This window comes from Paenibacillus hodogayensis (assembly GCF_039536325.1).
Taxonomy (GTDB): domain Bacteria; phylum Bacillota; class Bacilli; order Paenibacillales; family NBRC-103111; genus Paenibacillus_AB; species Paenibacillus_AB hodogayensis.
Genome location: NZ_BAAAYO010000014.1, coordinates 323,607 through 348,464, shown reverse-complemented (window position 1 = coordinate 348,464; position 24,858 = coordinate 323,607). Strand labels below are relative to the sequence as shown.

Sequence of the window (24,858 nt, the reverse complement as noted above, 5' to 3'; positions counted from 1 at the left end):
TCATTATTATGAAAAAGAAAGGAGGGGATGGCATGTCTCCTGTTTCTCGTCAAATCGTAGAACAATTGAAGCGGATCGAAGAGGAAGAAGATGTGCGGATTTTGTACGCCTGTGAATCGGGCAGCCGCGCGTGGGGTTTTCCGTCCAAGGACAGCGATTATGATGTAAGATTTATATATATCCGACCGGTAGAGTGGTATTTGTCGATTTTCGAGAAGCGCGACGTGATCGAACGGCCGATCAGCGACAAGCTGGACATCAACGGCTGGGATCTGAAGAAGGCGCTGAGGCTGTTCCTCAAATCCAATCCGCCGCTGCTCGAGTGGCTGCAGTCCCCGATTCCTTATATGGAGAACGGCCCAGTAGCCGGGCTCATTCGCGGCATCGCTCCGCGCGCCTTCTCGCCAAGCTCCTGCATGCATCACTACCTGCATATGGCGAAAGGGAATTACCGCGAGTATTTGCAGGGCGAACGGGTCAAAATCAAAAAATACTTTTATGTGCTCCGTCCGATTTTGGCGTGCGCATGGATCGAAACCTACGGCGGGATGCCGCCGATCGAGTTTTTGACTCTTGTCGACGCTTTGGTCCCTAATGGCAGCGAGCTGAAAGGGGTCATTCTGGATTTGCTGGCGCGCAAAATGGCAGGCGACGAGCTGGATTACGAGCCGCGAATCGAGCGGATCAACGAATTTTTGGAGGAAAAGCTGGCTTATTACGAACGAGCGGTACTGGGAATCAAGCCTGGCATGGGCGGTCAGGAGCATCGGCTTGACGAGCTGTTCCGGGAGGCGCTCCAGGTGACATGGGGAACAAGCCGAACAGGCGGCTAATCTTTCGTTTGGCCAGTCGCCGGAGAATGTGCTTAGTTCCCCGAACGGCTGCATGCCCGAGGATGAAGGTATGCGGGGAATGATTGAAGAATTTTTTTTACTATCAAGGAAAGACAGGAGTTGGAACGGATTATGGCCTACCGGCAAATAGACGGAGTACGCGTGTGGGGAACCCCGGACGGAGGTGCTCTTGAGCAGGCGAAGCGGTGCGCGGCATTCGGCAATGTCGTGCAGACGCTGCTGATGGCGGATCACCACAAAGGGTACAGTCAGCCGATCGGCGGAGTTGTCGTATACGATGGCCAAATATCGCCGTCAGGCGTAGGGTACGATATCGGCTGCGGGAATAAAGCGGTGCGAACCCGTCTGCATGTGGAAGAGGTGAAGAATGGGCTGCCCCGAATCATGGACGAAATCGCTCGCTCCATCTCCTTCGGGGTGGGACGGGTCAATAAGGAGAAGGTCGACCACGACCTGTTTGACGACCCGGACTGGAGCGTATACAGCGCCGTCGGCCGACAGGAGCACGACAAGCTGAAGGCACTGGCTCGCGATCAGCTCGGCACGGTCGGCAGCGGCAACCATTTTGTCGATCTTTTCGTAGAGGAAGCGACCGGACGGATTTGGATCGGCAATCATTTCGGCAGCCGGGGATTCGGGCATAAAACGGCCAGCGGCTTTATGAATTTGGCGGCGGGACGTCTCTTTATGGCCGGGGCTCCCGGCGAAAGCATGGACCAGCCTCCGGTTCTGCTCGACCTGAGCAGCGAGCTCGGCGACATGTACGAGCGCGCCATGAGACTGGCCGGGCGCTACGCTTATGCAGGACGGGATTATGTGATCGGGGAAGTATTGGCGATTCTGGGAACGGAAGCGGACTTTGAAGTTCACAATCACCATAATTACGCCTGGAAAGAGATGCATGACGGGAAAGAGGTTACGGTCGTCCGTAAAGGAGCGACCCCGTCCGCGCCCGGACAGACCGGTTTTATCGGCGGAAGCATGGGGGACATATCGGTTATCGTGCGTGGCAAAGATAGCGAAGAAAACCGCGAGGCCTACTACAGCACCGTGCACGGAGCCGGGCGCGTGATGAGCCGTACGCAGGCCGCCGGTAAAATGAATTGGAAAACCCGTACCCGGAGCGGAGGACTCATCTCCCCGGCGCAAATGCTGGATGCGGTTCGCACGTATGGCGTCGAGCTGCGCGGCGCCGGAACGGATGAAAGCCCGTTCGTTTACCGGAAGCTTCAGGACGTACTGGATGCCCATACGGAAACGATCGAGGTTCTGCACGTGCTGAAGCCGATCGGCGTCTGTATGGCGGGGGCGGATGAATTCGATCCTTATAAGGATTGACGGAGCTGATCGGGGAGCGTCTCCGAATGAGCTGAACAAGCGGGGAGAAGGCTCGCGCTGAGAGGAAAGCGGCCGTTGTCGAAATCTTGCGGTCCTGTCCGTACGGGCTAGGATCGCACTACAGATTGGCTTATACTTGAGTTATCCGAACAAGAGGAGGAGATTCATGTGACAGCCAATCGGATATATCGACAAACGGTCATGGGCTTCGACCAGCCATGGACGCTAATCGCCAGCGAACGAGGAGTCAGTCAGTTATTGTATCCTCCTCATCTCAGCTCGATGACCGGTCAGGATGACGATTACGCGCATGCGAAACAACTGACCGAGAATCCCGGTTTGTTCGCCGAATTCGGTATTCTGGACTTGCTGGAGCAGTATTTTGCCGGAAAGCCGGTCAGCTTCGATCAAGTTCCTCTCGATGTAGGCGGAACGCCATTCCAGCAAAGCGTATGGAAAGGACTCGGCCAAATTCCTTTCGGCACAACGTGGACCTATAAACAGCTTGCCGACTCTTTGGGAAAACCGGAAGCGATCCGGGCGGTGAGCACCGCCGTAGGGCGCAATCCGCTGCCGGTCGTGCTGCCTTGTCACCGGGTCGTCGGTTCGAACGGCACGCTGACCGGGTTTCGGGGAGGGCTGGAGATGAAACGGGACATCCTTGCTCTGGAAGGGGTGACCGGCATGAAGGCTGTCGGTCATGAACGGTTCCAGTTTTAAGCAGGCCGGTCATTAAAACGCAGAAAGAGAGAGCCGTGCAGCGCGCATGGCTCTCTTCATTATAGATTAAAAATCGAAGTTGTCCGGGTCCGGTCCGACGCGTTGATTCAAGTTCAAAGCGTCGATCGCGTCCATCTCTGCGGGTGTCAGCTCGAAATCGAAAATCGTGGCATTTTCCGCAATCCGCTGTTCCTTCGTCGACTTCGGAATCGTAATGACTTCATGCTGAAGATCCCAGCGCAAAATGACTTGAGCGACAGACTTTCCATACCGACTCCCAATCGCTTGAAGGGTCGGCTCATTCAACAGCTGGCCTTGCATAAGCGGGGACCACGCTTCCAGCCGAATATGCTGTTCCCGGGTATACGCAAGCAGTTCCTTCTGGGTCAGCCGTGGATGAAATTCCACTTGATTGATCATCGGTTTGATTTCCGCCCCGTCCATCAGATCTTTCAAATGATGCACTTGAAAATTGCTGACGCCGATAGCTTTGACGCGGCCGTCGTTGTACAGCTTCTCCAGCGCCTCCCATGCTTCTTTATACTTGCCGGCGACCGGCCAATGAATGAGGTACAAGTCCAAATAGTCCAGGCCGAGTTTGGTCAAACTAAGCTCAAAGGCGGCTAGCGCGGCATCATAGCCGAGATCGGCATTCCACAATTTCGATGTAACGAACAGCTCTTCCCTGGAAAGGCCGTTCTCCTCGAGAGCTTGACGAATCCCTTGCCCGACGCTGCCTTCGTTTCCGTAAATAGCGGCCGTATCGATGCTGCGGTAGCCGAACCGGACGGCCGAACGGATCGCATCGACCAGTTCGGCTCCTTCCTCCACTTTAAATACGCCAAGACCGAACCAGGGCATTTCGACGCCGTTGTGAAGGGCTATTTTGCTTTGCAAATGTTGGGTCATAAACTAATTCCTCCTGTGCTTGTCTGTTATTTAAGGTTTCCTTTCCAGCTTGGACGATATTCCCGTCAGGACGACGGCAATGATCACCATGAGCCCGCCGACCCAAGGGGTATGCTTGAGCCCGAGATGATCGACGACAAATCCGCCGGTGACGGAGCCGATCGCGATCCCGATGTTAAAGGCGGCGATATTCAGCGCGGAAGCTACGTCGACCGAGGAAGGGACGTATTTCTCGGCGAGCTTCACGATATATAGCTGCAAACCGGGCACGTTCATGAACGCGAACAGTCCCATAAGGGCGATCGATATCAGGCCTGCCGTGCGAAAAGGGATCAGGAAAGACATGCCGATCAAAACCGCGGACTGCAGGATAAACATCGAGAACAGCGCTCGTATTGGATTGCGGTTCGCCCATCTGCCGCCAATCTCGTTGCCGATGGCGACGGCAACGCCGTAGAAAAGCAGCACCAATCCGACAGTGCTCGGTTTGAGCTTGATGACGTTTTGCAGGATAGGAGTCAAGTACGTGAAAGCGACGAAGGTGCCGCCGTATCCGAGCGCCGTAATCGCGAATCCCGTCAACAGGCGTTTGTTTGCCAGAATGCGGAACATGTCCGTGAATTTGGCGGGCGGCGCTTGCTTCAATTGATTGGGAATGAGCCAGGCGCTTGCGGCGATCCCGATGAACCCAAGCACAGCCACGCCCCAGAACGTCGCTCTCCAGCCGAACGCTTGACCGATATAAGTTCCGAGCGGTACGCCGGTTACAGTCGCAACGGTCAATCCCGTGAACATTAGCGCGATTGCGCTGGCCTGCTTCTCCTTCGGTACGAGCTGCACCGCAATCGTGGAGCCGATGGAGAAGAAGACGCCGTGCGAGAACGCCGTAATGATGCGGGCAGCCAGCAGCAGACCGAACGAGTCGGATAGCGCGGCTGCGGCGTTTCCTAGGATGAATATGATCATTAATCCCATTAATAACGCCTTGCGGTTGATACGGTTGGTGAGCGCGGTCAGGATTGGCGCTCCTACCGCAACGCCGATCGCGTAACCGGAGATCAGCAGCCCGGCCAGTGTAATGCCGATGTTCAAATCGTCCGCTACGGTTGCGAGCAGTCCGACGGGTACGAATTCCGTCGTCCCGATGCCGAAGGCGCTGATGGCCAGCGCGAGCAAAGCGAGGGAACCTGACTTTTTATGGGCAACCGGCCGAGCTTCAGGTTGTAAGGTAGCACTAGCCTTGCTCATCCAATCCCTCCTCCATAGTGGTAAGTGCCTTGCAGGGACGTTGCGTATGCCGCTGCATGAATGTTAGTATAAAACGAAGGGGTTGAAATTGTAAGTACGTACTCTGAAGTAATATAGGTACTAAAAAGTACCCTATGGGGAGGGAACGGCGCATGGCGTATAACATTCCGGTCGAAGCGACGCTGGACGTCATCGGCGGCAAGTGGAAGGTCGTTATTTTATGTCATCTGGATAAAGGGGACAAGCGGACCAACGAGCTAAAGAGGCTGATTCCGGACATTACCCAGAAGATGCTGACGCAGCAGCTCCGGGAGCTGGAGGAGGACGGGATGGTCAAGCGCACGATTTACGAGCAAGTCCCGCCCAAGGTTGTGTACTCTCTGACGGACTACGGGTGGTCCTTCAAACCGATTTTGGATGCGATGTGCGCATGGGGCGAGAAGCATGTGGAGCAGCAGGAACAAGAGGAAGTCGGAAGTTTGAACGCATAACATTCTTGACTCTTCGACTTAACTTTTGTATTATTTCCAATAACATGAATATTCTGAAAAGCTAAGAAGAGAAAGAGTACCGAAGTAGAAGCTTTGAACAGAGAGCTCCGGAAGCTGAGAAGGAGCAAAGACTACGCTTGGGGAATATGGTCTCGGAGCTGCGCACCGAAACCCGTTAACGGGTCGTAGACTGCGCCGGAACCCGCATCCGTTAACGTGCTAGGGTATACACGCGATCCGCGTCGTACCTGAAAAGGTGAATGCCGCGAGGCGTTGATAAAATTGGGTGGTACCGCGTGAGCACAGCTCTCGTCCCTTTGGGATGAGGGCTTTTTTTGTTTTCCAAAAAAGGAGGATGGATGATGGCGACTATTTTTATCGGCGGAGCGTGGCCTTATGCGAACGGTTCTTTGCATTTGGGGAGGCTGGCGAGTTTGCTGCCAGGCGAGGTGCTGGCCCGGTATTTCCGTTCGAAGGGCGAGAAGGTGTTGTACGTATCTGCAGCGATTGTCACGGCACGCCTGTAGCCGTTCAAGCTGCTCAAGAAGGCGTGAAGCCCGGCGATATTGCGGACCGATACCATAAGGAATTCGTCGATTGTTTTCGGCGGCTCGGTTTTACGTACGATTTGTATACGCGCACGGACCAGGAATTTCATCATCAGGTCGTTCAAGAACTGTTTTTGAGCTTGTTGGATAACGGCTTCCTGTACACAAAAACGGTCCAACAGACGTACTGCGAGACAGACGGACGATTTTTGCCCGACCGGTATGTCGAAGGAGACTGCCCGGTATGCGGAAGCCGTGCGCGAGGCGATCAATGCGATGCTTGTTCAACCCTGCTTGACCCTGCCGATTTATCGAACAAAACCTGCCAGATTTGCGGAAGCCGTCCGGTCGAACGTCCGACGGAGCACTTTTATTTGGCGCTCTCCCGATTCCAGCCGGAGCTGACCGAGTACGTCCATCGGGCGAAAGGCTGGGGCGACAATGCCATTCAGCTCACGAAACGTTATTTGCAGGAAGGTCTCCAGGACCGCGCTGTGACCCGGGATTTGGCGTGGGGCGTCGATGTGCCGGTAGAAGGCTTTGAGGATAAAAAGATATATGTATGGATCGAAGCCGTGAGCGGGTATTTGTCGGCAAGCCGGCAATGGGCTGCGCAAATGGGCGGAGATTGGCGCTCCTTCTGGACGGAGGACGACGAGCCGGTGACCGCCTATTACGTTCACGGCAAAGACAATATCCCGTTTCATACGCTGATTTGGCCGGCTCTGCTCCTGGGAGCGGGGGGCTTGCATTTGCCGGACCGGATCGTATCGTGCGAGTATATGACCCTGGAAGGGAAAAAGTTTTCGACAAGCCGCAACTGGGCGGTTTGGGTGCCGGATCTCTTGAGCCGATACCAGCCCGATTCTATCCGTTATTTTTTAATCGCCAACGGCCCCGAGAAGCGCGACGCCGACTTTTCCTGGAGAGAGTTTATTCATAGCCATAACGGGGAGCTGCTCGGCGCATTCGGAAATTTTGTGAATCGTTCATTGGCTTTTATCGTCAAATCGTTCGAGGGACGCGTGCCGGAAGGCGTTTGTGACAGCCAATGGCAAAGCCATATCGAGCATTTGTATAACGAGGCCGGAGCGTTAATCGAGCAAGGTCGTTTGAAAGAAGCGCTGGAGGCGATTTTTGGGCGGATTCGCCGTGCCAATCAATACTTCGACGAACAGAAGCCGTGGGTGCAGATCCAAGAAAACCGGGAAGCTTGCGGACAGACGCTGCATACATGCGTGCAAATCATCGCCAATCTCGCCCATTTGCTTGACCCGTTCCTTCCGTTTTCCTGCGAGAAAATACGATCTTTTTTAGAGCTCGGAGAGCCCGTCTGGCGATGGACTACGGTGCCGGCCCAGCGTGAAATTCGACGCTTGGAATTGTTATTTGACCGTATCGACAAGAGCCGGATTGAAGAAGAGGTTGAACGGTTGAGAAGGAAAAAATAAGTAATAAACACTACCTGCGTGCGCTCCTCTTCCGGACTTGCATCAAAATTGGAGGAGGATGGAGCACGACTTAAGTAGCCTCCTTAAGCGTGTTCTGAACCTAATTTTGGCACATGCAAGCAGGCAGCTTGTTCCCTAATGGACCAAAAGGTATCATGAATAGAAATGGAATCTTATTGGAAAACGGGCAATAATAGAATTTTTATTTGATCCAAGTACCGAAACGCAGCCTGTCCGCTTAAAAATTGATCAGCTTATTGCAGATGCTGTCTCTGGTGATGCCGGGAAGTTACAGTTATACAAATTTGTCCAGCGTGGATTGGAGTTTTTAGAACACCACGGTATTCCGGCTGCCGCCAGAGAGTACTTTATCGGTACCAGGGACGATGGCAATCCGTACACGATTTTACTCGCAAAATATTTAAACGTACGATCCTGACTTTGAACGAATCGCTGCAGAGTCTGATGTCATATACACTGATTTCATTGCAAATCCCGAGAAGTACATTACATTCTAAAGGAGCGGTAACATGTCGAATATGAAACCACCTAGATTGGGACAATCTTTTAAAGAGCTAAAGGAAAAAGCTCGTGAGATTCCGGAAGTTAAAGAGTATTTGAACAGTTACTCCGTTGTTATTGGAAATATTGTTTTTGCACGCAGGGCACATCTCGGCTACACGCAAAAGCAGTTGGCCGACATGGCCAAAACGACTCAACATCGCATTTCTGAAATTGAGTCCGGTACAGGGAATGTCACTATGGAAGTCATGGATCGCGTTTTTCGTAGCCTAAGGCTGGTGCAGTTAGATCCTACCTTTGATGAACAATCCGCAGCCAGGGATTGATTGCATGTTAACAAGTACAAAGTCAGAGCTAGTTCTGTGTATACGTAAAATGCCCTGACCTCTTGCTCAGCAAGGGATCTGGGCATTTTACGTATACGGCTTAAGGTCTGACTTTGTACCAGATATCACTTCCTAAAATGATGGGGCGAAAAAGTCCTTGGTTATCCAAAGAGATAACCGAGGGCTTTTTGAGTTCGACCGTTTCAACTCCTAACATAGGTCAACAAATATTTTCTTCCGTTGCATACTCGCGACTTGTATGCTAGTATACTAGTATATAAGACAGAGCGAAAGGGGTCACGATATGAACCAACCACAACAACGGCAAGGCTCAAGCCGCGATTACGTGTACGATATCGTCAAAAAAAATATTTTGAGCCTGAAGCTGGAACCGGGCACGATGATCTCCGAGAAAGAGATCGGCGACAAGCTGGAAGTAAGCCGCACGCCGACGAGAGAAGCTTTTATCAAATTGGCGGAAGAGGACTTGATCGTCATTTATCCCCAGAAAGGCTCCTTCATTTCGCTGATCGATATCGATCAAGTGGAGGAAGCGAGGTTCGTCCGGGAGAACATGGAGGTCGCCGTCTTGAAAATCGCCTGCGACACGTTCACCGAACGCGATATCGCAGACATGGAAGCGCTTATCGCCGAGCAGCGGATTTACAGCGGGCATAATAACTATGAGAAGATGCATGACCTGGACGAGCTTTTCCATGAAACGATATTCAACAAATGCCACAAGCAAAGAACGTGGTCGGTCATCCAGCAGATGCTGGCTCACTATAAGCGGTTCCGCAACCTGCTGCTCGCCGTTTACTTCGATTGGGAGACGATTATCGCCCAGCATACCCGGATCGTGGAAAGCATCCGTCTGCGCGATCCCATCATGGCTGAGCAAGAGCTGCGGCAGCACGTAAAGTCGCGCTTCGAGAAAGCCGAGCTTCTGGAGAAGTACCCGAATTATTTCAAGAAAACGGACAGCCTCTCTTCCATCACCTTAAAATAAGCGGCTGCCGTGACATTATGACAAGAAGGGTGATGTTATGGTTTCAAGTTGGGTCGATCGCAATATTCGTTACTTGTTCTCGCTGCCGGCTGTTCTGTTCGTAGCCTTGATGGTCGTCTTTCCGCTAGGGTATACGGCCTGGCTCAGCCTGCACGAATGGAGCATGTCGGGCACGACGGCGCCGCTGTGGGTCGGATTGGGGAACTACGCCGAGCTATTGGCGGATTCGCGGTTTTGGCAGTCCGCTTGGCACACGATCTACTTCTCGTTCGGGGTGGTCATAGCCGAGACGATACTCGGGGTTGTCATCGCAGTGCTGCTCAATCGTCATTTTCGTTTTAAAAACATTGTGAAAACGCTCTTTTTGCTGCCGATGGTGTCCACGCCGGTGGCGATCGCGATGGTATGGATGCTGATCTTCGAGCCGACGGTCGGCTTCGCCAATTACTTGCTCGGGCAGTTCGGCATCGCGCCGCAAGCTTGGTTGACTTCCTCGGACACGGTGCTGCCGTCGCTGATGCTCGTCGATATATGGGAATGGACGCCGATGATTACGCTTATCGTATTGGCTGGGATGACAACGCTTCCACATGAGCCTTACGAGTCGGCTGTCGTCGACGGAGCAACCCGCTGGCAAATTTTTTGGCAAATTACGATTCCGATGCTGATTCCGACGATCGTGGTCGCGATGCTGCTGCGCATGATCGACGCTTTGAAAACGTTCGACCTGATCTATGCGACGACGCAGGGCGGGCCGGGCAACTCCTCGGAGACGTTGAACACGTACGGTTATGTGCTGGGCTTCGGCTTTTTTAAAGTAGGTCTCGGCTCGGCGTTGATCATGCTGTTTTTGCTGCTGGTCGCTTTGGTCAGTCTGGTCTTCGTGTATGTGAGAAAAAAGGCGGGTGACGCTTTATGATGGACGCGGTACAAACCGGCGGCGGACGCGCGTCGCGATGGCGGCCGGCTTCCCTATTGTTTTACGCGGGACTTGCCGTGATTCTGCTGATCGTCTGCTTTCCGTTTATCTGGATGATTTTTGCTTCCTTTAAAACACAGGTACAAATCATGTCCATGGAAAAATTGTTCGTATTCGAGCCGATCGCCGCCAACTACAAAACGGTGTTCAACGATTACGAATTCGTCAAGCCGATCATGAACAGTTTAATTATCGGCGTATCGTCAACCTTGCTGGCGATCCTGCTCGGTCTTCCGGCCGCGTATTCGATCTCCCGCTACAAGCAGACGATGCTGGGCCTCGTCATTTTGATGGTCCGGTTCATTCCGGGCATTACGTTTCTTATTCCGTGGTACGTTATTTTTTCCAAGCTGGGATTGGTCGATACGCATTTCGCGCTGGCGCTCAGCCATCTGCTGATCAACCTGCCTTTTATTATCTGGATCATGATCCCGTACTTCGATTCCTTGCCGAAGGAGCTGGAGGAAGCGGCGATCGTCGACGGGTCGTCGATACTCGGGCTGTTCCTGCGGATCATTGTGCCGCTTTCCGTTCCCGGCATTATTACCGCGTCGCTGCTGTCCTTCATTTTCTCGTGGAACAATCTCGTCTTCTCGATGGCGTTGGCGGGCGGCAATACGCAGACGCTGCCGCTGGCGATATTCAACTTTATCTCGTACGCCGCGATCGATTGGGGCGCGTTGATGGCAGCCGCCGTGCTCATTACGGTGCCGATTCTGATCATCTCGCTGCTCACGCAACGCTTCATTATTCAAGGCCTTACTGCAGGAGCGGTCAAAGGCTGACACGCAAACGGCCACATTACGAACGGGAGGTGGTAGCCGGGATATTCCAGAGCAAGCGCGACAACCTATACAACAGAGATGAAGCACGAACCTCGGAACAGGCAATGGGGGAAACAAGCAACACAATACGAAGCTGGGGGTAAGGCTACTATGAAATATAATTGGGGAAAAACGACTTCGGTCATGCTGGCATCGGTGATGCTGGCCGGCGCTTTAACGGCATGCGGCTCTTCGGGCGATAAAGGGCAGACGGGCGGCACCAAAACGGGCAGCGGCGCCGACAAGGACAAGCCTTACGCCGGAACGGAAATCCGGTTCGTCATGGCCGTCCATCCATGGCTCGATACGATCAAGACGATGCTGCCGGAATTCGAGCAGAAGACGGGGATTAAAGTCAAAGTCGAATCGTTCAGCCAAGAGCAGACCAGCAACAAGCTGGCGGTCGAGCTGGCGGCGAAAACCTCTTCGCTGGACGTTCTGTTCCTCCGGCCGCTCGACGAGACGAAACTGTTCTCCAAAAACGGCTGGGTGGAGCCGCTCGATCCGTTCGTGACAAGCGACTCCGCTTATGACGTGAAAGACTTTATCCAATCGTCGCTCGATTCGTCGACGTACGACGGCAAGCTGATCGGCATCCCGATTACGACCGAGCGCGAGGTGTTGTACTACCGCAAAGACTTGCTGGAGAAAAACAACATCCCCGTTCCGAAAACGATGGATGAGCTGATGAAGGCGGCGGAGAAGCTGAACGATCCGAAAAACGGCATGTACGGCTTCGCCGCGCGCGGCAAAAAAGTCGTCGCCGTCACCCAGTTCTCCGGCTTCCTGTACAGCTTCGGAGGCAAGTTCCACGACGGGGACAAAGCGACGTTGAACACACCGGAAGCGATGGCCGCCTTCAAATATTACGGCGACATGCTGAACAAGTACGGCCCTCCGGGAGCGATCAATATGCACTGGACGGAAGCCGCCGCGGCTTTTGCCCAAGGCAAGGTGGCTTTGTTCACCGACGCCGACGCCATCTATCTGAACGTGGCCGATCCGACCAAATCGACGGTCAGCGATAAGGTGGGCTACGCGATGTTCCCGGCAGGTCCGGCGGGCGCGCGTCCGTATAACGTCAGCTCCGGGGCGCTGGCAGTAAGCAAATTTTCCAAAAACAAGGAAGCTGCCGCCGAGTTTGTCAAATGGGCGACCAACAAGGAAACGGTGCTGAAAACCCAATCCGCCGGCAATCCGGGCGCGAGACAATCGGTCTGGAATAACCCGGAGTCGACGAAAAGCTATCCGGCCGACTTGGTCAAAGTCATCAACGAAAGCTCCAAGATCGGCGTAGGGGTCGACCGTCCTCAAGTCATCGGCGTGGCCGAGGCGAGAGATATTATCAGCGCGCCGATGAGCGCCGCTATCGAAGGCAAAGACTTTACTGCGGCTGCCGAAAAGGCGCAAAAAGATTTTCAGGCATTGATCGATAAAGAGAAAGCGTCCCAGTGACGTCTACCGGGGGCGGCGAGAATCGACCGCCCCCTATTATTCGGAGAAGGAAGGAACGGACGATATGACAACGATCGGTTTCATTGGTTTGGGGAGAATGGGGAGCGGCATTTGCCGTCAACTGCTTGAGGGCGGCTATGCCATGACCGTATTTGATATTAATGAGAACAACACCCGTCCGTTCGCGGACAATGCGGCTGTCGCGGCAACCGTCGGGGACGTGCTGGATGCAAGCGACGTCGTCTTCCTGTCGCTGCCGGGATCGCCGCAGGTGGAAGAGGTCGTGGAACAGTTTATCGCGCGGGGCGTATCGGGGAAGACGATCGTCGACCTCAGTACCAGCTACCCGCTGTCTTCCGGCAAGCTGCATGCGCAGGTCAAAGCGGCCGGCGGACAGTTCGCCGACGCCTCGCTGACCGGTACGCCGATGCATGCCGAGCAAGGTAGCTTGATCGTCACCTTCGGCGGGGACGAGGAGACGTTCGCCCAATGCGAGCCGATCATTCTCACGTTCGCTTCCCGCGGCGTTCATCATATCGGGGGACCGGGCGCGGGCAATATCGCCAAGCTGGCCAACAACTATTTGTCGATCATGTACATCGCGTTGTATTCGGAAATATTCCCGCTGGCGGAGAAGCTGGGCTTCGATACCGGCAAGCTGTTCGAGATTATCGGCAACAGCGGGGTCAACTGCGCGATGTATCAAAGCAATGCGGCGAAAATCGTCAACAAAACGTACGACCCTTCATTCGCCCTCGATTTGGCTTTGAAAGATTTGTCATACGTGAAGAAGCTGTTCGACGAACATCAATTTCCGTCCTTTGTTCTGGACGGGGGCTTGAATTTGCTGCGCATCGGGCACCAGCAAGGCTACGGGGCCAACGATTGCTCGGAAATGGCTCGCGTCGTTCGGGATATGATGGGTACGGAATAAGGAGAGTCGGGTATGAGCGAAACTTGGGATGCGGGAAGCTTGCGCGTTTTTTACGAAGACCATCTGAAGCGGGTGCTGCTGCCGTTCTGGCTGCGCTCTTCGGACGAGGAGCACGGCGGGTACTTCAACTGCTACGACAATACGGGGGAGAAGCTCGTCTCCACGGATAAATATACGTGGTCGCAAGGCCGGTTCGTCTGGATGTACGCGAAGCTGGCCTCCATGAGCACGGACACCTTCGACAGCGGGGAACGGGACCGTTTCCTGAAGCTGGCCGAAAGCGGCGCGAAGTTTCTGATGGACCATTGCTTGCTCGACAACGGAAATTGCGCGTTCGTCATGGAGCGGACGGGTGATCCGAAGCTCAATCCCCCGAACGAGCGGTACGATTCCAGCATCTTCGCCGACTGCTTCGTCGTGGCCGGATTGGCCAAATATGCCGCGACGGCAGACAGTGCGGACAGCCTGAGCTTTGCGCGGACACTGTACCGCTCGATTATCGGACGGATCGAAAGCGGGCAATACGAAATGGCGCCTTATCCGACACCGGACGGGTACCGTTCGCACAACATTCCGATGATTCTGCTTAATGTGACTCAGGAGCTGCTGGAGGCCGAAGAAGCCCTCGGGACCGCAAGCGGGGGAGCGGAGAGCGGGACGGCCGAAAGCGATACGACGGAATGGCTGCGCGGCAACATGAGGATGTTTTTGCAGGAAATTATGGACCATTTTGTCGATACGGACGGGGTGCTGAACGAAATGATCGGCGCCGACCGCTCCCGGGTCGACTCGCTGCTGGGTCGTTATTGCAATCCAGGCCATTCCATCGAGGATATGTGGTTCGTCATCCATGCGGCTATGAAGCTCGGGATGGAGCCTTATATCGGAAAAGCGGTCCGGACGGCCAAGAAGATGGTGGAGCTCGGCTGGGACGACGAATACGGAGGCCTGCTGCTGTTCGTGGACCGGGACGGCGGGCAGCCGCGGGGAGACCGCAGCGGCATCGAGCATACGGGCATGGTCGGACAAATCGGGCAAAACTGGGACAACAAGCTGTGGTGGGTCCATTCGGAGGCGCTGTACACGACGATGCTCGGCTACAGCTTGACCGGGGACGAACGGTTGCTTACCGACTATCGCGCCATTCACGACTATACGTTCCGCACGTTTCCGCATCCGGACGAACGGGTCGGGGAATGGATTCAGATCCGCCGGCGCAACGGCGAGCCGATCGATAAGGTCGTCGCGCTGCCGGTTAAAGACCCGTACCATATTATCCGCAACGTAATTTTGATCATCGAGCTGCTGGATCGGATGAAAAACGGTCCCGGAATGGAGGCGTTACAGGCATGAGCATCATCCGCAAGCTGCTGGAGCCGATTCCGCTGCCGCCGATGGCGTTGATTCGGCAAAAATTCGACGACACCCGGATTGACGACATTCGCGGCCATGTGCGCCGGGAACTGGAGAGGCCGGGGACGCTCGACCGGCTGAAGCCGGGCCAGCGGGTTGCCGTCGCGGTCGGAAGCCGGGGCATTCAAAATTTGGCGCTGATCGTCAAAACAACGCTCGACCGGATCAAGGACGCCGGGGCGATACCGTTTATCGTTCCGTGCATGGGCAGCCATGGCGGCGCGACCGCCGAAGGGCAGGTCGATATCCTGAAGCAGCTCGGCATTACGGAGGCGACGATGCTGGTGCCGATTCTGGCTTCGATGGAAGTCGTCGTGATCGATACGCTCGACAACGGCCTGCCCGTCTATGTCGACCGCTTCGCCATGGAAGCCGACGCCATCGTCGTCATTAACCGGATCAAGCCGCATACCGCCTTCCGCGGGCCGTACGAGAGCGGCGTCATGAAGATGATCGCCGTCGGTCTCGGCAAGCAGAAGGGAGCCGAAGCGATCCATCAGCTCGGCTTCAAGCATATGGCCGTCAATATGCCGAACGCGGCCCGCATTCTGATGCGCAAGCTGCCGATCGTCTTCGGCATCGCGATCGTGGAGAATGCGTACGATCAGACGTGCCTCATCGAAGCGCTTCCGATCGAGCGGGTGGAGGAGCGGGAGCGGGAACTGCTCGTGGAGGCGAAGGAACGCATTCCGAAGCTGCTGTTTGGGCAAATCGACGTACTGGTTATCGACTGGATAGGCAAAAACATTAGCGGCGACGGGATGGACCCGAATGTGACCGGGCGCTTCCCGACCCCTTATGCTTACGGCGGGCCGGATGTCACCAAGATCGTGGCGCTAGACCTGACGCCCGAATCCAAGGGCAATGCCGCGGGGATCGGGCTTTCCGACTTTACGACGCGCCGCATGGTCGACAAGATGAGCGCGGAGGCGACGTACGCCAACGGCCTGACCTCGACCGTATGCTTGCCTTGCAACATATCGACCACGCTGGAAAACGATTATTATGCGATCAAGGCTGCGGTCAAGACGTGCAATATATTCGATTATACGACCTGCCGTCTCGTGCGGATCCGCGACACGCTCCATCTGGGCGACATTCAGATATCCGCCGCCATGCTGGACGAAGCCCGCCAACACCCGGATATCGAAGTATTGGCGGAGCCGGGGGAATGGCATTTCGATGATGAGGGCCATCTGCCCAAGGCGTAGACGTAGCTGGTTATGCCCTGAAAGCAACGGGAACGAATAGAAGAAGAGCGGGACGACAATGATGGTTGTCGTCCCGCTCTTTGTTCTACTCTTCCGTGTAAACCAACTTCGTATCGATGCCGATCTGATTGGCTTTGCCGTCCCACGTCACGCCGAAGTTGATGGCTTTGGCGATATCGCGCAGCTTGAAATAGTTGTTGCCGTTAATGTTGTAGGCAGTAAACGGAACTTCTTTGCCGTCCAGGTAGATGGTGGAGCCGGTGGTGACCGCATCGGCCGGTGCCGGATTGGCGGACACGGCAAGCTCTCCGCCGGCAGGCGTATAAGCTTTGCCCGTTTCCAGGCTGATGGCGTTCTTCGCGTCGTTCCAGCCGACTTGAAACGGCTTGTCCGTGCCGTTGACGGCCATGGCCAGGTCGCGCAGCTTGAAGTAATTATTGCCGTTAATCGTATACGCCTCGAACGCGGTTTCTTTGCCATTCACGAGCACTTTGGCAGCGGTCGGGAGGGCGGCGGCGATTTCCGGCTTGCCGGCTGGTTTTTCGGTAGGCTTTTCAGCCGACGTAGGATCAGGCTTATTCTCCTGCTTTGCCGGAGCAGCGTCCGTCTTGTTTTCCGGTTTCGTTTCGACGGCTTTATCGTTTTTCGGCTCGGCCTTTTCTTCCGGCTTCACGCCATCCATTCCACGGGCGACGATTTGAATGGCGAATTGCGCAACCGAATCCGGAGAATAGTCCTCGCCGAACTGCGCATGTCCGCCGTAGTAGCCCGGTTTGCTGATGGTGATGGTGTTATTGCTCATTTCCATGCGTTCATGAACTTCGCCGATATCGAAAAAGTCTTTGTCGAGCTTGGCATCCGGAAAGTAGCTAAGCTGTGCCGGAGCCTTCTTGTCTTTGACGACGATCGTTACGGGTCCTTCGGAAACGTAAAGGATGTCTCCTACTCCAGCGCCTTCGTCGGTGAACGAAATTTCTTTCAAAATATTAGTCAGGGAAACTTCCCCGCCTTGAACAGTCTTGATCGTTTTCTCCTCGCCTGCCCGCACTGCAGCATCGGCAGCGAACGCGGCGGCGGAAGCGAATGCGGAAAGGACCATCGCCACAACCAGAAGGGCCGACATCCTTTTCAAGCTCTTGCGCACAAACCATCTCTCCCTTGTCTGTATAATTGGAATTCCTCGATTGAAGGATTTCTCCACCTGATTATACTGGATACGGATATGTTTTTCTATGTAAAAAAGACTATTTCGCCTAAAATTATGAAAATTATTAATTCTAAATACCTATTTTTCTAATAATGCGAATGTAGGTCTTAAGCTTGCCGTTCTGCCTCTTCGGGAGGGCTTATCCGCCATCCATTTCAAGCTTGCCTCCGGTGTGGTAAGATGAGAATCGGGAATGGACAAAGAAAGCCGAGGTGAATGAACCGATGTCGGAATCGATCGATAAGCCGGAAACCGGAACGGCGGAGGAGCCGCGCAAAATCTCGCTGGCCGAGGCCATGAAGCGGAAGCTGGCGCAGAAAAAGCAGGAGCAGCACCAGTCGAAGGATCTGCAAAGCGGCCATCATACGACGGATGTCAAGCAGATGAAGAGCCAGATCAACAAAAAGCCGAATAACCAAAAAAGAAGGACAGGCGTATAACGACCGAAAACCGGCCGTTGCAGGTCGACGCGTCCAGGCCCGCCTTAGCTCCGGAGTCATTCGCCTACAAGAGAATGACGCCAGGGGCTTTTTCGGCGAAGGTCGAACGGAAAACGCCAAGACGACGAGCTCTCTTGAAACAAAAAAGCTTTGGACCGCAAAGTCCAAAGCTTCGATATTGGTTTATTCGTCTTTCGGCACAGGCAGCCCGAGCCCTTCGGCTACACCGGTTCCGTACTCCGGATCAGCTTTGTAGAAATGGGCGATTTGGCGCAGCTTGATCTCGTCTCGTTCCACCGGCTTCATCGCGCCGACGATGTTGCGGACAAGACGGCCGCGCTCGTCCTCGCTCATCAGCCGGTACAGGTCGCCTGCCTGCGTATAATGGTCATGGTGGTCGTAAGCGACGCTATCGGCCGTGCCGGATATTTCGAACGGCGCCGTCCTGTGTGCAGGGGACTCGGTTGGTCCGCCGTAGCTGTTCGGCTCGTAATAAACAGCTCCGCCGCCGTTGCCGTCGAAGCGCATTTGTCCGTCGCGCTGGTAATGGTTCGTTTCCGCTTTGGGCCGGTTGATCGGCAGCGCATTATGGTTGGCGCCGACCCGGTACCGGTGCGCATCGGCGTAAGCGAACAGGCGCCCTTGCAGCATTTTGTCCGGCGATGCTTCGATACCTGGCACGAACGATCCCGGCGAGAACGTGGCCTGCTCGACCTCGGCGAAATAATTGTCCGGATTCCGGTCCAGCACCATGCGTCCGAGCTCGATGAGCGGATAATCTTTTTGCGACCATACTTTCGTAACGTCGAACGGGTCGAACCGGTACGTATCGGCGTCCTCCACCGGCATGATCTGCACGCACAGCTTCCAGGAAGGGAAGTCGCCGCTCGCGATCGCGTTGAACAAATCCTCGGTATGGTAGTCCGGGTTCTCGCCCGCAAGTTTGGCGGCCAGTTCGACATCGAGATTCCGAACGCCTTGCTCGGTTTTGAAATGATACTTCACCCAGACGGCCTTGCCCTCGGCATTGACCCACTTGAACGTATGGCTGCCGAAGCCGTGCATATGCCGGAGCGTAGCCGGGATGCCGCGGTCGGACATCAGAATCGTAACCTGATGAAGCGACTCGGGGGAGAGCGACCAGAAATCCCATACCGCATTCGGGTTTTTCAAATGGGTTTGCGGATGGCGCTTCTGCGTGTGGATGAAATCGGGAAATTTGATCGCATCGCGAATGAAAAAGACAGGCGTATTGTTGCCGACCAGGTCGTAGTTTCCTTCCTCGGTGTAAAACTTGACCGCGAAGCCGCGCGGGTCGCGCACCGTGTCGGATGAGCCGAGCTCGCCCGCAACCGTGGAGAAGCGGATAAACATGGGCGTGCGTTTGCCTACCGCGGACAAGAAGTCCGCCTTCGTATAGGCCGACAAGTCGTTCGTCACCTCGAAATAGCCGTGCGCACCCGCGCCTTTGGCGTGAACGACGCGCTCGGGCACGCGCTCGCGGTTGAAATGCGCCAGCTTCTCGAGCAGATGGACGTCCTGAATCAAGGTCGGCCCGCGGGAACCGGCTGTCATCGAATTTTGATTATCGCCTACGGGAGCGCCCCAACTTGTCGTTAAATGATTATTTTTATTGGTAGTCATGAATATAATCACCTCATCAGATAGATATGATGCTTTTCTATATTCTATGATAACATGTATTACTAAAACATCAATATTTATTTATAATAATTCTAAATAATAGTTTTTCAGAATTCAATGCGGTGAAACTTTTGCGTGGTCCTAACGTACATGCATAAAAAGAAGAAGAGGAGGGAGCGTTCATGAGCACCGGAGGCGCAGGCTTTAGCATGTTAAGTTTTTTCAGTTCGTTCGGCGTATTGATTTATCTCGTTCTGATCGGGCTTTCGATCTATTGCTTGATATTATTCATTCGCCTTGCCCACAGAGGCATTAAAGCGCTTGATATTTACATTAACGAGAAAAAGGATCAGAACCGGTATTAGCGGCTGTCTCCAAGAGCGTTATCGGCAAAAAAGGGATTTTCGGGAAGCGGACATGCGCCGTCGCGGTATACAATGGTGGCGTAACCCGCGAGAAGCGGATTCGACTCTGGAAGGCGAGGGATTTGGAGTGGACTTGAATGCAAAGATCGGCGAGCTGTTCGGAGCGGCGCAATCGGGAGACGCGGAGAAACTGAAGCGATTGCTAGACGAAGAGTCGAGCCTCGCGAACACGGCAAACGGCGAGGGACTCACGCCGCTCGGCTACGCGGCCCATTTCGGCAATAAGGAAGCGGTGCGGGTGCTGCTTGATTACGGCGCGGACGTGAATGCCGTTTCCCGTTCGTCCGTTTCGTACATCCCGTCCAACACGGCGCTGCATGCGGCGATTGCCGGTAAACGAAACATGGAAGTCATTCGGCTGCTGCTGGACCGGGGAGCGGATACCCGTCTGTTCGACAGCAACGGCCATACGTGCGTGCATACGGCCGCCTTTCATGACGATAACGTCGAGCTGATCCGGCTGCTGCTCGAGCACGGCGCGGACGTCAACGCCGCTGCCCAAGGAGGCGGAACGGCGCTGTCCATTGCCCAGAAGCAAGGAAACGGGAGCGTTGCCGGGCTTTTGCGCGAACGGGGCGCTGGAATTTAAAGTTTAATGCCGCTAAGAAACATGGTACAATACCGCTAGGGAAAGAAGGATGTCTCGGATGGGACGTCTTTTTTTATTTGGCAAAGCCGAAACGGGATAGGGATGCAGGCCCGTAAAAAGGGGGCCTCTATGACAGGAATAGCCGTTTTGCTCGTGCTCGGCTCGGGCTTCGTTCATTCGGTTTGGAATTTATACACGAAGAGAAGCTTGAACAAAAACGTTTTTCTGTGGTTTTGCCAGCTTACTGCGGTCGTCGTCTTCTTGCCGTGGGCGATTGTCGAGCTGGACGCGGTTCACTGGTCTGGCCAAACGGCTTTGCTGGTCGCGGCGTCCATGGCGCTGCACGGATTGTATGTCGTTCTGCTGGCCGCCGCCTATTCGATCGGGGATTTGTCGCAGGTGTACCCGATTATGCGGGGAACGAGTCCTTTGCTCGTACCGTTTGCGGGCGTATTCCTCATCGGTGAGCCGTTATCGGTCTATGGCTGGGGCGGGGTCGCGTTCATCGTGTGCGGCATCGTGCTGTTGAGCGGTATCCGTTTCGACCGGAGCGGCTCCGGCACCTTACGCGCTCCGCTGCTGGCGCTGGCTGTAGGCGTTTGCATCGCCAGTTACATCGTAGTGGATAAGCTTGCGCTCGATCATGTTCCGGCCGTCGTATTGAACGAGGCCTCCAATATAGGCAATATGCTTGCTCTAAGCGTAGCTGCCTTCCGGTCCAACGGGATTCGCCAAGAATGGGCCGCGAACGGGAAAACGATTATACTTGGCGGTATTTTGGCGCCGGGAGGCTATTTGCTGTTTTTACTTGCCTTGTCGCTGGCGCCCGTTGCCCAGCTCGCCCCGATGCGAGAGATCGGCACCGTATTCGGGACGGCGATGGGCATTTGGATTCTTAAGGAGCAGCAAGGCCCGCGGCGGCTGTTCACTTCTTTGATGATTACGGCCGGGGTGGTCGTTTTGGGCATTTGGGGCGGGGCGTGACGACAGAGGGAAACTACGGAGGGCAGGGTTTCGGCTGTACGATGACCGGATCGGCAAGCATTGCGGGCTTCATAAGCAAAAGAAGGGCTACCCTCCTCCGCCATATTCGTGGCGGTTGGGGTAGCCCTATTCCTTCTGCGGCTATCCGTTAATCGAAATAAAGATCGTCGTTTTTACTGTTCCCGGGATTTTTGTGGTGGAACACTTTCACGCGAACCTCCGCTCGTTTATCCCCGTACGAGACGGTAATCGTGGACCGTCCCGGCTTGACCGCCTTCACGAGCCCGTCGCTCGCCACCGTCGCTACCGCTTCGTGGGAGGTGGAGAAACGAGGACCGGCTGCCGTTCGGCGGGACCCGTCCGCATACGCAGCCGTCACGCCAATGAGGTGCGTTTCGCCGGCGATGAGGCTGACGTTCGCGTCATCGACCGAAATGCTCGTCAAAGAGATGACAGTGACCGTTTGGGTGGCGGATAGTCCATCAAGCGAGGCCGTTATGACCGACGTGCCTTGGCGAAGGGCAGAAGCCTCGCCATATACCGACACGGACACCGTCCCCGGGTTGGAGGAGACGAATACGGCACCCGAAGCGGGCTTTCGCGAACCGTCCGAATAGACGGCCGTTACAACCGAAGCGTACGTCTCGCCCTCGTACAGTTTGCCGCCGTTCACATCCAGCTCGAGCGCCTTCAGCACCGGCTCCAGGCGGGTTACCCGAATTGTCGCCTCGTTCGTCTTGCTCCCGTCGACTTCGACGGTAATGGCAATGTCGTTGGCCCCCGGCTGCAGTGGTACCGTTCCGCTGAAATCCCCGCCTACGGCCATATTGGCCGGAGCCCCGTTCAGTTTGACCGCGGCCGTCCCCGGCCCCAGTACCTCTACATTCCCTTTTACTTCAAAATTGGCATTGGACGTAGTCGCGTCTTTATAGTCCAAATGTCCGCGCAGCAGAGCGGCGCGCACATCGTTCTGGATGCTGTAGGCGTTCGCGAGCAGCTGCCGGCGGACGCGAATCCCGTCTTTGTCCAGAGCGGATAGGACGAACCCGCCTGCGGGGATGATGCTGTTGTTCACCCGATTGCCGCTCCACTGCCAGTTGATGGCTTGCTGCTTGTTGACGACGTCCGTCACTTTGCCGTCGGCGCCTACGATAACTTCCACGCCATAGCTTCCCGACGTTCCTGTCGTCGGTCCGAACGCTTCGGTGTACAAACCGACCGTGTCCAGCGCCCGGTTTTGATTGAAATAGTCGCCTTCGATAAAACCTTTGGCGATAAACGGCTTCAGCGGGTCCGGCAGAACGAGGCCGTTCGGGATGCTGATGCCGAGCTGGTACGGCTTCACGTAAGGACGGTCCTCCAGCGCCGCCTTCTGGATATCCCAATTGATGACCGACAAATCGAACAGCTTGATGCCGTTCGTAAACTTCAGCGCTGCCTGGAAAGACTGCCTCTGGTCTTCCGGGTCGGGCAGCTGCTGGAGCTGGAAGCCGGCATACACCGGGAACTGCTCCATGGTCAGCACATGAATGAGCGCGATTCCTTTGATGACCGCTTCCGGCGTATTGTAATAGGTGCCCAAAATCAAATAGTCAAAAATATCGGGCGTCCCGAATGCGGTATTCGCATACTCCTCGGTGTACAGTCCGGGCAAATTCAGTCCAAGCCGCGGGTCGTAACGGAAATCTGGGCTGGCCCAATTTTGTCCGACCTCGTAATACGACGTATACCAGGACCCCATTGAGTTGGCGAGCGGGATGTGCTTGCCGGTTTCGAGGTTGACTTGGTCTACTTTCGTCCGCAGCTTTTGGAAGAACGTTTTCGATACGGTCGACCGATACGTCAGCCAATCGTAGAACAGCGGCCCGTTCACCGTTTCCGTATATTTGCCGGATGCGTCGTATTTATGCTCGAAAATATCTTGCGGCCAGTGCGCCAGCGTCTTTCCTTTGCCGGTCAAATACTGTTCGAACTGGAGCTTGGAGAGATTGCTGAAATCGGCATACAGATTGTCGTAGCGGGCGCGGTCGAGCACGACGCAGTCGACGTCATAGTGGCGCATCACTTCTTCAATCGCAAGCATTTGCAGCTGTTGGGCGTTTTCGTTCGCGGGGTTAAGGAAATAGACGGAAGGCTTGTACGCGCTTTGGCGAATCGGAACGATATTCCCGCCGTCTTCCGGGCGGTACACCCATTCCTCGAACGAAGCGAACTGTCCCGGAGTAAGCCCGGTATCCTTCGCCGTTCCGGAGCCGTACAGATTGAAGACGGCGTCGATGCGCAGCCCCAGCTCGTGGCCGTGTCTGATATATTCCTGCAGCACGTCGAGATCGGCAGGAACCCCGGTTTTGGTCGCTTCTGTGATTTGACTGATATGAGGGAGTCCGGACAGGTCGTTTTGCAGGTAGGAGAGGAAGCCTTCATGACCTTTCACGGGGAAAGCGACGGCCGTAACGCCGGCGTTTTTGGCTTTCACGAGCAGCGCCCGTATGGAGGCGGAGGACGGATATTTGTTCAGATTGGTCGATTGCTCGATCCATAAATAGACTTCGCGGCCTTGCTGCTCTTGCATGTAGCGGTAGACGGTCACCGTAGATTTGTTCTGCAAGATCGGTCCGCGGTACACTTCCACGGTTATATAGTTCGTCTTGGGCTGCAGCTGGACATCGTAGGAGAACAAGCCGTCCGCGCGAATGGGAACTTGCTGTCCGTTGACGACAATCCTGTACACGCCGTCGGCCTGATAATTGGTCAACTTGCCGGAAATGGCGGTAGATTGCTGATCCTTAGAGACGGGGAACATGTTCGTCTGATCGAGCACGAGCGTGGAAGGCTGGGCCAAATGCTCGGTTTTTTGCTTAAACTCGTTCAAGGCGACCGATACGCCATCGACGTTCAGCTTTACCCGGTCGCCCACGGTGAAGTTTTCCGCCAAAAACTTTTTGTAACCCCTGGACGCATAAGCATCGTCGCTCGCAAGCAGCACGAAGCCGTTTGGCGGAATGTCCAGATTGGGCGAATCCTGCCATGGGGGAGGCGTTCCCGGCGCAGGAGCTTTATTGGCGATTTTCGTGACGATAAAATCGCTGCTGACTTGGACGGCCACGTTATATTTGTTCGTATTGTTCGTTTTGTCGCCGTATCTGTCGGTCAGTACGGCCAAATAATTGCCGCTGCTAGGAGCGTCCACGGCGTCGATCTGTTTCTTGGCTCCGCTTGCGGCCTCGATCTCTAGCACGAGCGGGGTGTTGCTCGCCGTTTCGGCGGCTGCGGTCCATGCCGTGCCGAGCAGAGCTGTCGCCAATAGCACGACGGCCAACATCGTTTTCTTCATCCG

At 55.0% G+C, this 24,858-nt stretch carries 21 protein-coding genes and 1 pseudogene; 17 read left to right on the top strand and 5 right to left on the bottom strand.

Annotated features, from left to right (window positions below):
- Positions 1 to 32 precede the first annotated feature (32 nt).
- The 3 genes from ABD796_RS29555 to ABD796_RS29545 all read left to right on the top strand — a co-directional run bounded on the left by ABD796_RS29555 (position 33) and on the right by ABD796_RS29545 (position 2,912).
- A complete protein-coding gene (locus ABD796_RS29555; RefSeq protein ID WP_344915200.1) occupies positions 33 to 833 on the top strand; it encodes a nucleotidyltransferase domain-containing protein in 801 nt (266 codons plus the stop codon).
- Between the two features lie 132 nt (positions 834 to 965).
- Entirely contained in the window at positions 966 to 2,192 is a 1,227-nt protein-coding gene (locus tag ABD796_RS29550) for an RtcB family protein (RefSeq protein ID WP_344915198.1), read from the top strand.
- Between the two features lie 168 nt (positions 2,193 to 2,360).
- A complete protein-coding gene (locus ABD796_RS29545) occupies positions 2,361 to 2,912 on the top strand; it encodes a methylated-DNA--[protein]-cysteine S-methyltransferase (protein WP_344915196.1) in 552 nt (183 codons plus the stop codon).
- A gap of 66 nt (positions 2,913 to 2,978) precedes the next feature.
- Here the strand turns inward: ABD796_RS29545 and ABD796_RS29540 are convergent, their stop codons facing one another.
- Positions 2,979 to 3,821 (bottom strand): aldo/keto reductase, encoded by an 843-nt coding sequence (locus ABD796_RS29540; protein ID WP_344915194.1) that lies wholly within the window; start codon positions 3,819 to 3,821, stop codon positions 2,979 to 2,981.
- Positions 3,822 to 3,851: 30 nt separating this feature from the next.
- Positions 3,852 to 5,069, bottom strand: coding sequence for an MFS transporter (locus ABD796_RS29535; protein WP_344915191.1), 1,218 nt, complete (start codon positions 5,067 to 5,069; stop codon positions 3,852 to 3,854).
- A gap of 152 nt (positions 5,070 to 5,221) precedes the next feature.
- Between ABD796_RS29535 and ABD796_RS29530 the strand changes: the two genes are divergently transcribed.
- The 10 genes and pseudogenes from ABD796_RS29530 to ABD796_RS29485 all read left to right on the top strand — a co-directional run bounded on the left by ABD796_RS29530 (position 5,222) and on the right by ABD796_RS29485 (position 16,232).
- Positions 5,222 to 5,560 carry a winged helix-turn-helix transcriptional regulator gene (locus ABD796_RS29530; protein WP_344915189.1) on the top strand — a complete coding sequence of 113 codons (339 nt, stop codon included), beginning with the start codon at positions 5,222 to 5,224 and terminating at the stop codon, positions 5,558 to 5,560.
- Between the two features lie 362 nt (positions 5,561 to 5,922).
- A pseudogene (gene metG / locus ABD796_RS29525) lies at positions 5,923 to 7,559 on the top strand (methionine--tRNA ligase).
- Positions 7,560 to 8,089: 530 nt separating this feature from the next.
- The gene (locus tag ABD796_RS29520) at positions 8,090 to 8,407 is read left to right on the top strand and encodes a helix-turn-helix domain-containing protein (RefSeq protein WP_344915187.1); all 318 of its coding nucleotides are present in this window, start codon (positions 8,090 to 8,092) and stop codon (positions 8,405 to 8,407) included.
- 304 nt (positions 8,408 to 8,711) lie between these two features.
- Positions 8,712 to 9,416: a GntR family transcriptional regulator gene (locus ABD796_RS29515; RefSeq protein ID WP_344915185.1), complete on the top strand. Its 705-nt coding sequence runs from the start codon at positions 8,712 to 8,714 to the stop codon at positions 9,414 to 9,416.
- A gap of 37 nt (positions 9,417 to 9,453) precedes the next feature.
- Positions 9,454 to 10,335 carry a carbohydrate ABC transporter permease gene (locus ABD796_RS29510; RefSeq protein WP_344915183.1) on the top strand — a complete coding sequence of 294 codons (882 nt, stop codon included), beginning with the start codon at positions 9,454 to 9,456 and terminating at the stop codon, positions 10,333 to 10,335.
- Positions 10,332 to 11,180: a carbohydrate ABC transporter permease gene (locus tag ABD796_RS29505; RefSeq protein WP_344915181.1), complete on the top strand. Its 849-nt coding sequence runs from the start codon at positions 10,332 to 10,334 to the stop codon at positions 11,178 to 11,180. Before ABD796_RS29510 ends, ABD796_RS29505 begins: the two co-directional genes overlap by 4 nt.
- A gap of 150 nt (positions 11,181 to 11,330) precedes the next feature.
- Positions 11,331 to 12,674 carry an ABC transporter substrate-binding protein gene (locus tag ABD796_RS29500; protein WP_344915179.1) on the top strand — a complete coding sequence of 448 codons (1,344 nt, stop codon included), beginning with the start codon at positions 11,331 to 11,333 and terminating at the stop codon, positions 12,672 to 12,674.
- 64 nt (positions 12,675 to 12,738) lie between these two features.
- Positions 12,739 to 13,608, top strand: a complete 870-nt coding sequence (locus tag ABD796_RS29495; protein WP_344915177.1) for an NAD(P)-dependent oxidoreductase — start codon at positions 12,739 to 12,741, stop codon at positions 13,606 to 13,608.
- A 12-nt stretch (positions 13,609 to 13,620) separates the two neighbouring features.
- On the top strand, positions 13,621 to 14,961 hold the full coding sequence (locus tag ABD796_RS29490; RefSeq protein ID WP_344915175.1) for an AGE family epimerase/isomerase: 1,341 nt from the start codon (positions 13,621 to 13,623) through the stop codon (positions 14,959 to 14,961).
- Complete coding sequence (locus tag ABD796_RS29485; RefSeq protein WP_344915173.1) at positions 14,958 to 16,232, top strand: nickel pincer cofactor-dependent isomerase, group 22; 1,275 nt, start codon at positions 14,958 to 14,960, stop codon at positions 16,230 to 16,232. Before ABD796_RS29490 ends, ABD796_RS29485 begins: the two co-directional genes overlap by 4 nt.
- Before the next feature lie 85 nt (positions 16,233 to 16,317).
- On the opposite strand, the gene ABD796_RS29480 is transcribed toward ABD796_RS29485, so the two are convergent.
- The gene (locus ABD796_RS29480) at positions 16,318 to 17,376 is read right to left on the bottom strand and encodes a stalk domain-containing protein (protein WP_344915171.1); all 1,059 of its coding nucleotides are present in this window, start codon (positions 17,374 to 17,376) and stop codon (positions 16,318 to 16,320) included.
- Positions 17,377 to 17,663: 287 nt separating this feature from the next.
- Here ABD796_RS29480 and ABD796_RS29475 point away from each other — a divergent pair, with 287 nt between their 5' ends.
- Positions 17,664 to 17,879, top strand: coding sequence for a hypothetical protein (locus ABD796_RS29475; protein WP_344915169.1), 216 nt, complete (start codon positions 17,664 to 17,666; stop codon positions 17,877 to 17,879).
- A gap of 183 nt (positions 17,880 to 18,062) precedes the next feature.
- On the opposite strand, the gene katA is transcribed toward ABD796_RS29475, so the two are convergent.
- Positions 18,063 to 19,523: a catalase KatA gene (gene katA / locus ABD796_RS29470; protein WP_344915167.1), complete on the bottom strand. Its 1,461-nt coding sequence runs from the start codon at positions 19,521 to 19,523 to the stop codon at positions 18,063 to 18,065.
- A 182-nt stretch (positions 19,524 to 19,705) separates the two neighbouring features.
- Here katA and ABD796_RS29465 point away from each other — a divergent pair, with 182 nt between their 5' ends.
- From ABD796_RS29465 to ABD796_RS29455, 3 genes are all read left to right on the top strand, one after another.
- Positions 19,706 to 19,888, top strand: a complete 183-nt coding sequence (locus ABD796_RS29465; RefSeq protein WP_344915165.1) for a hypothetical protein — start codon at positions 19,706 to 19,708, stop codon at positions 19,886 to 19,888.
- A gap of 127 nt (positions 19,889 to 20,015) precedes the next feature.
- Positions 20,016 to 20,537 carry an ankyrin repeat domain-containing protein gene (locus tag ABD796_RS29460; RefSeq protein ID WP_344915163.1) on the top strand — a complete coding sequence of 174 codons (522 nt, stop codon included), beginning with the start codon at positions 20,016 to 20,018 and terminating at the stop codon, positions 20,535 to 20,537.
- 129 nt (positions 20,538 to 20,666) lie between these two features.
- On the top strand, positions 20,667 to 21,521 hold the full coding sequence (locus ABD796_RS29455) for an EamA family transporter (protein ID WP_344915161.1): 855 nt from the start codon (positions 20,667 to 20,669) through the stop codon (positions 21,519 to 21,521).
- A gap of 148 nt (positions 21,522 to 21,669) precedes the next feature.
- On the opposite strand, the gene ABD796_RS29450 is transcribed toward ABD796_RS29455, so the two are convergent.
- Positions 21,670 to 24,855: an Ig-like domain-containing protein gene (locus tag ABD796_RS29450; RefSeq protein ID WP_344915159.1), complete on the bottom strand. Its 3,186-nt coding sequence runs from the start codon at positions 24,853 to 24,855 to the stop codon at positions 21,670 to 21,672.
- Positions 24,856 to 24,858 lie beyond the last annotated feature (3 nt).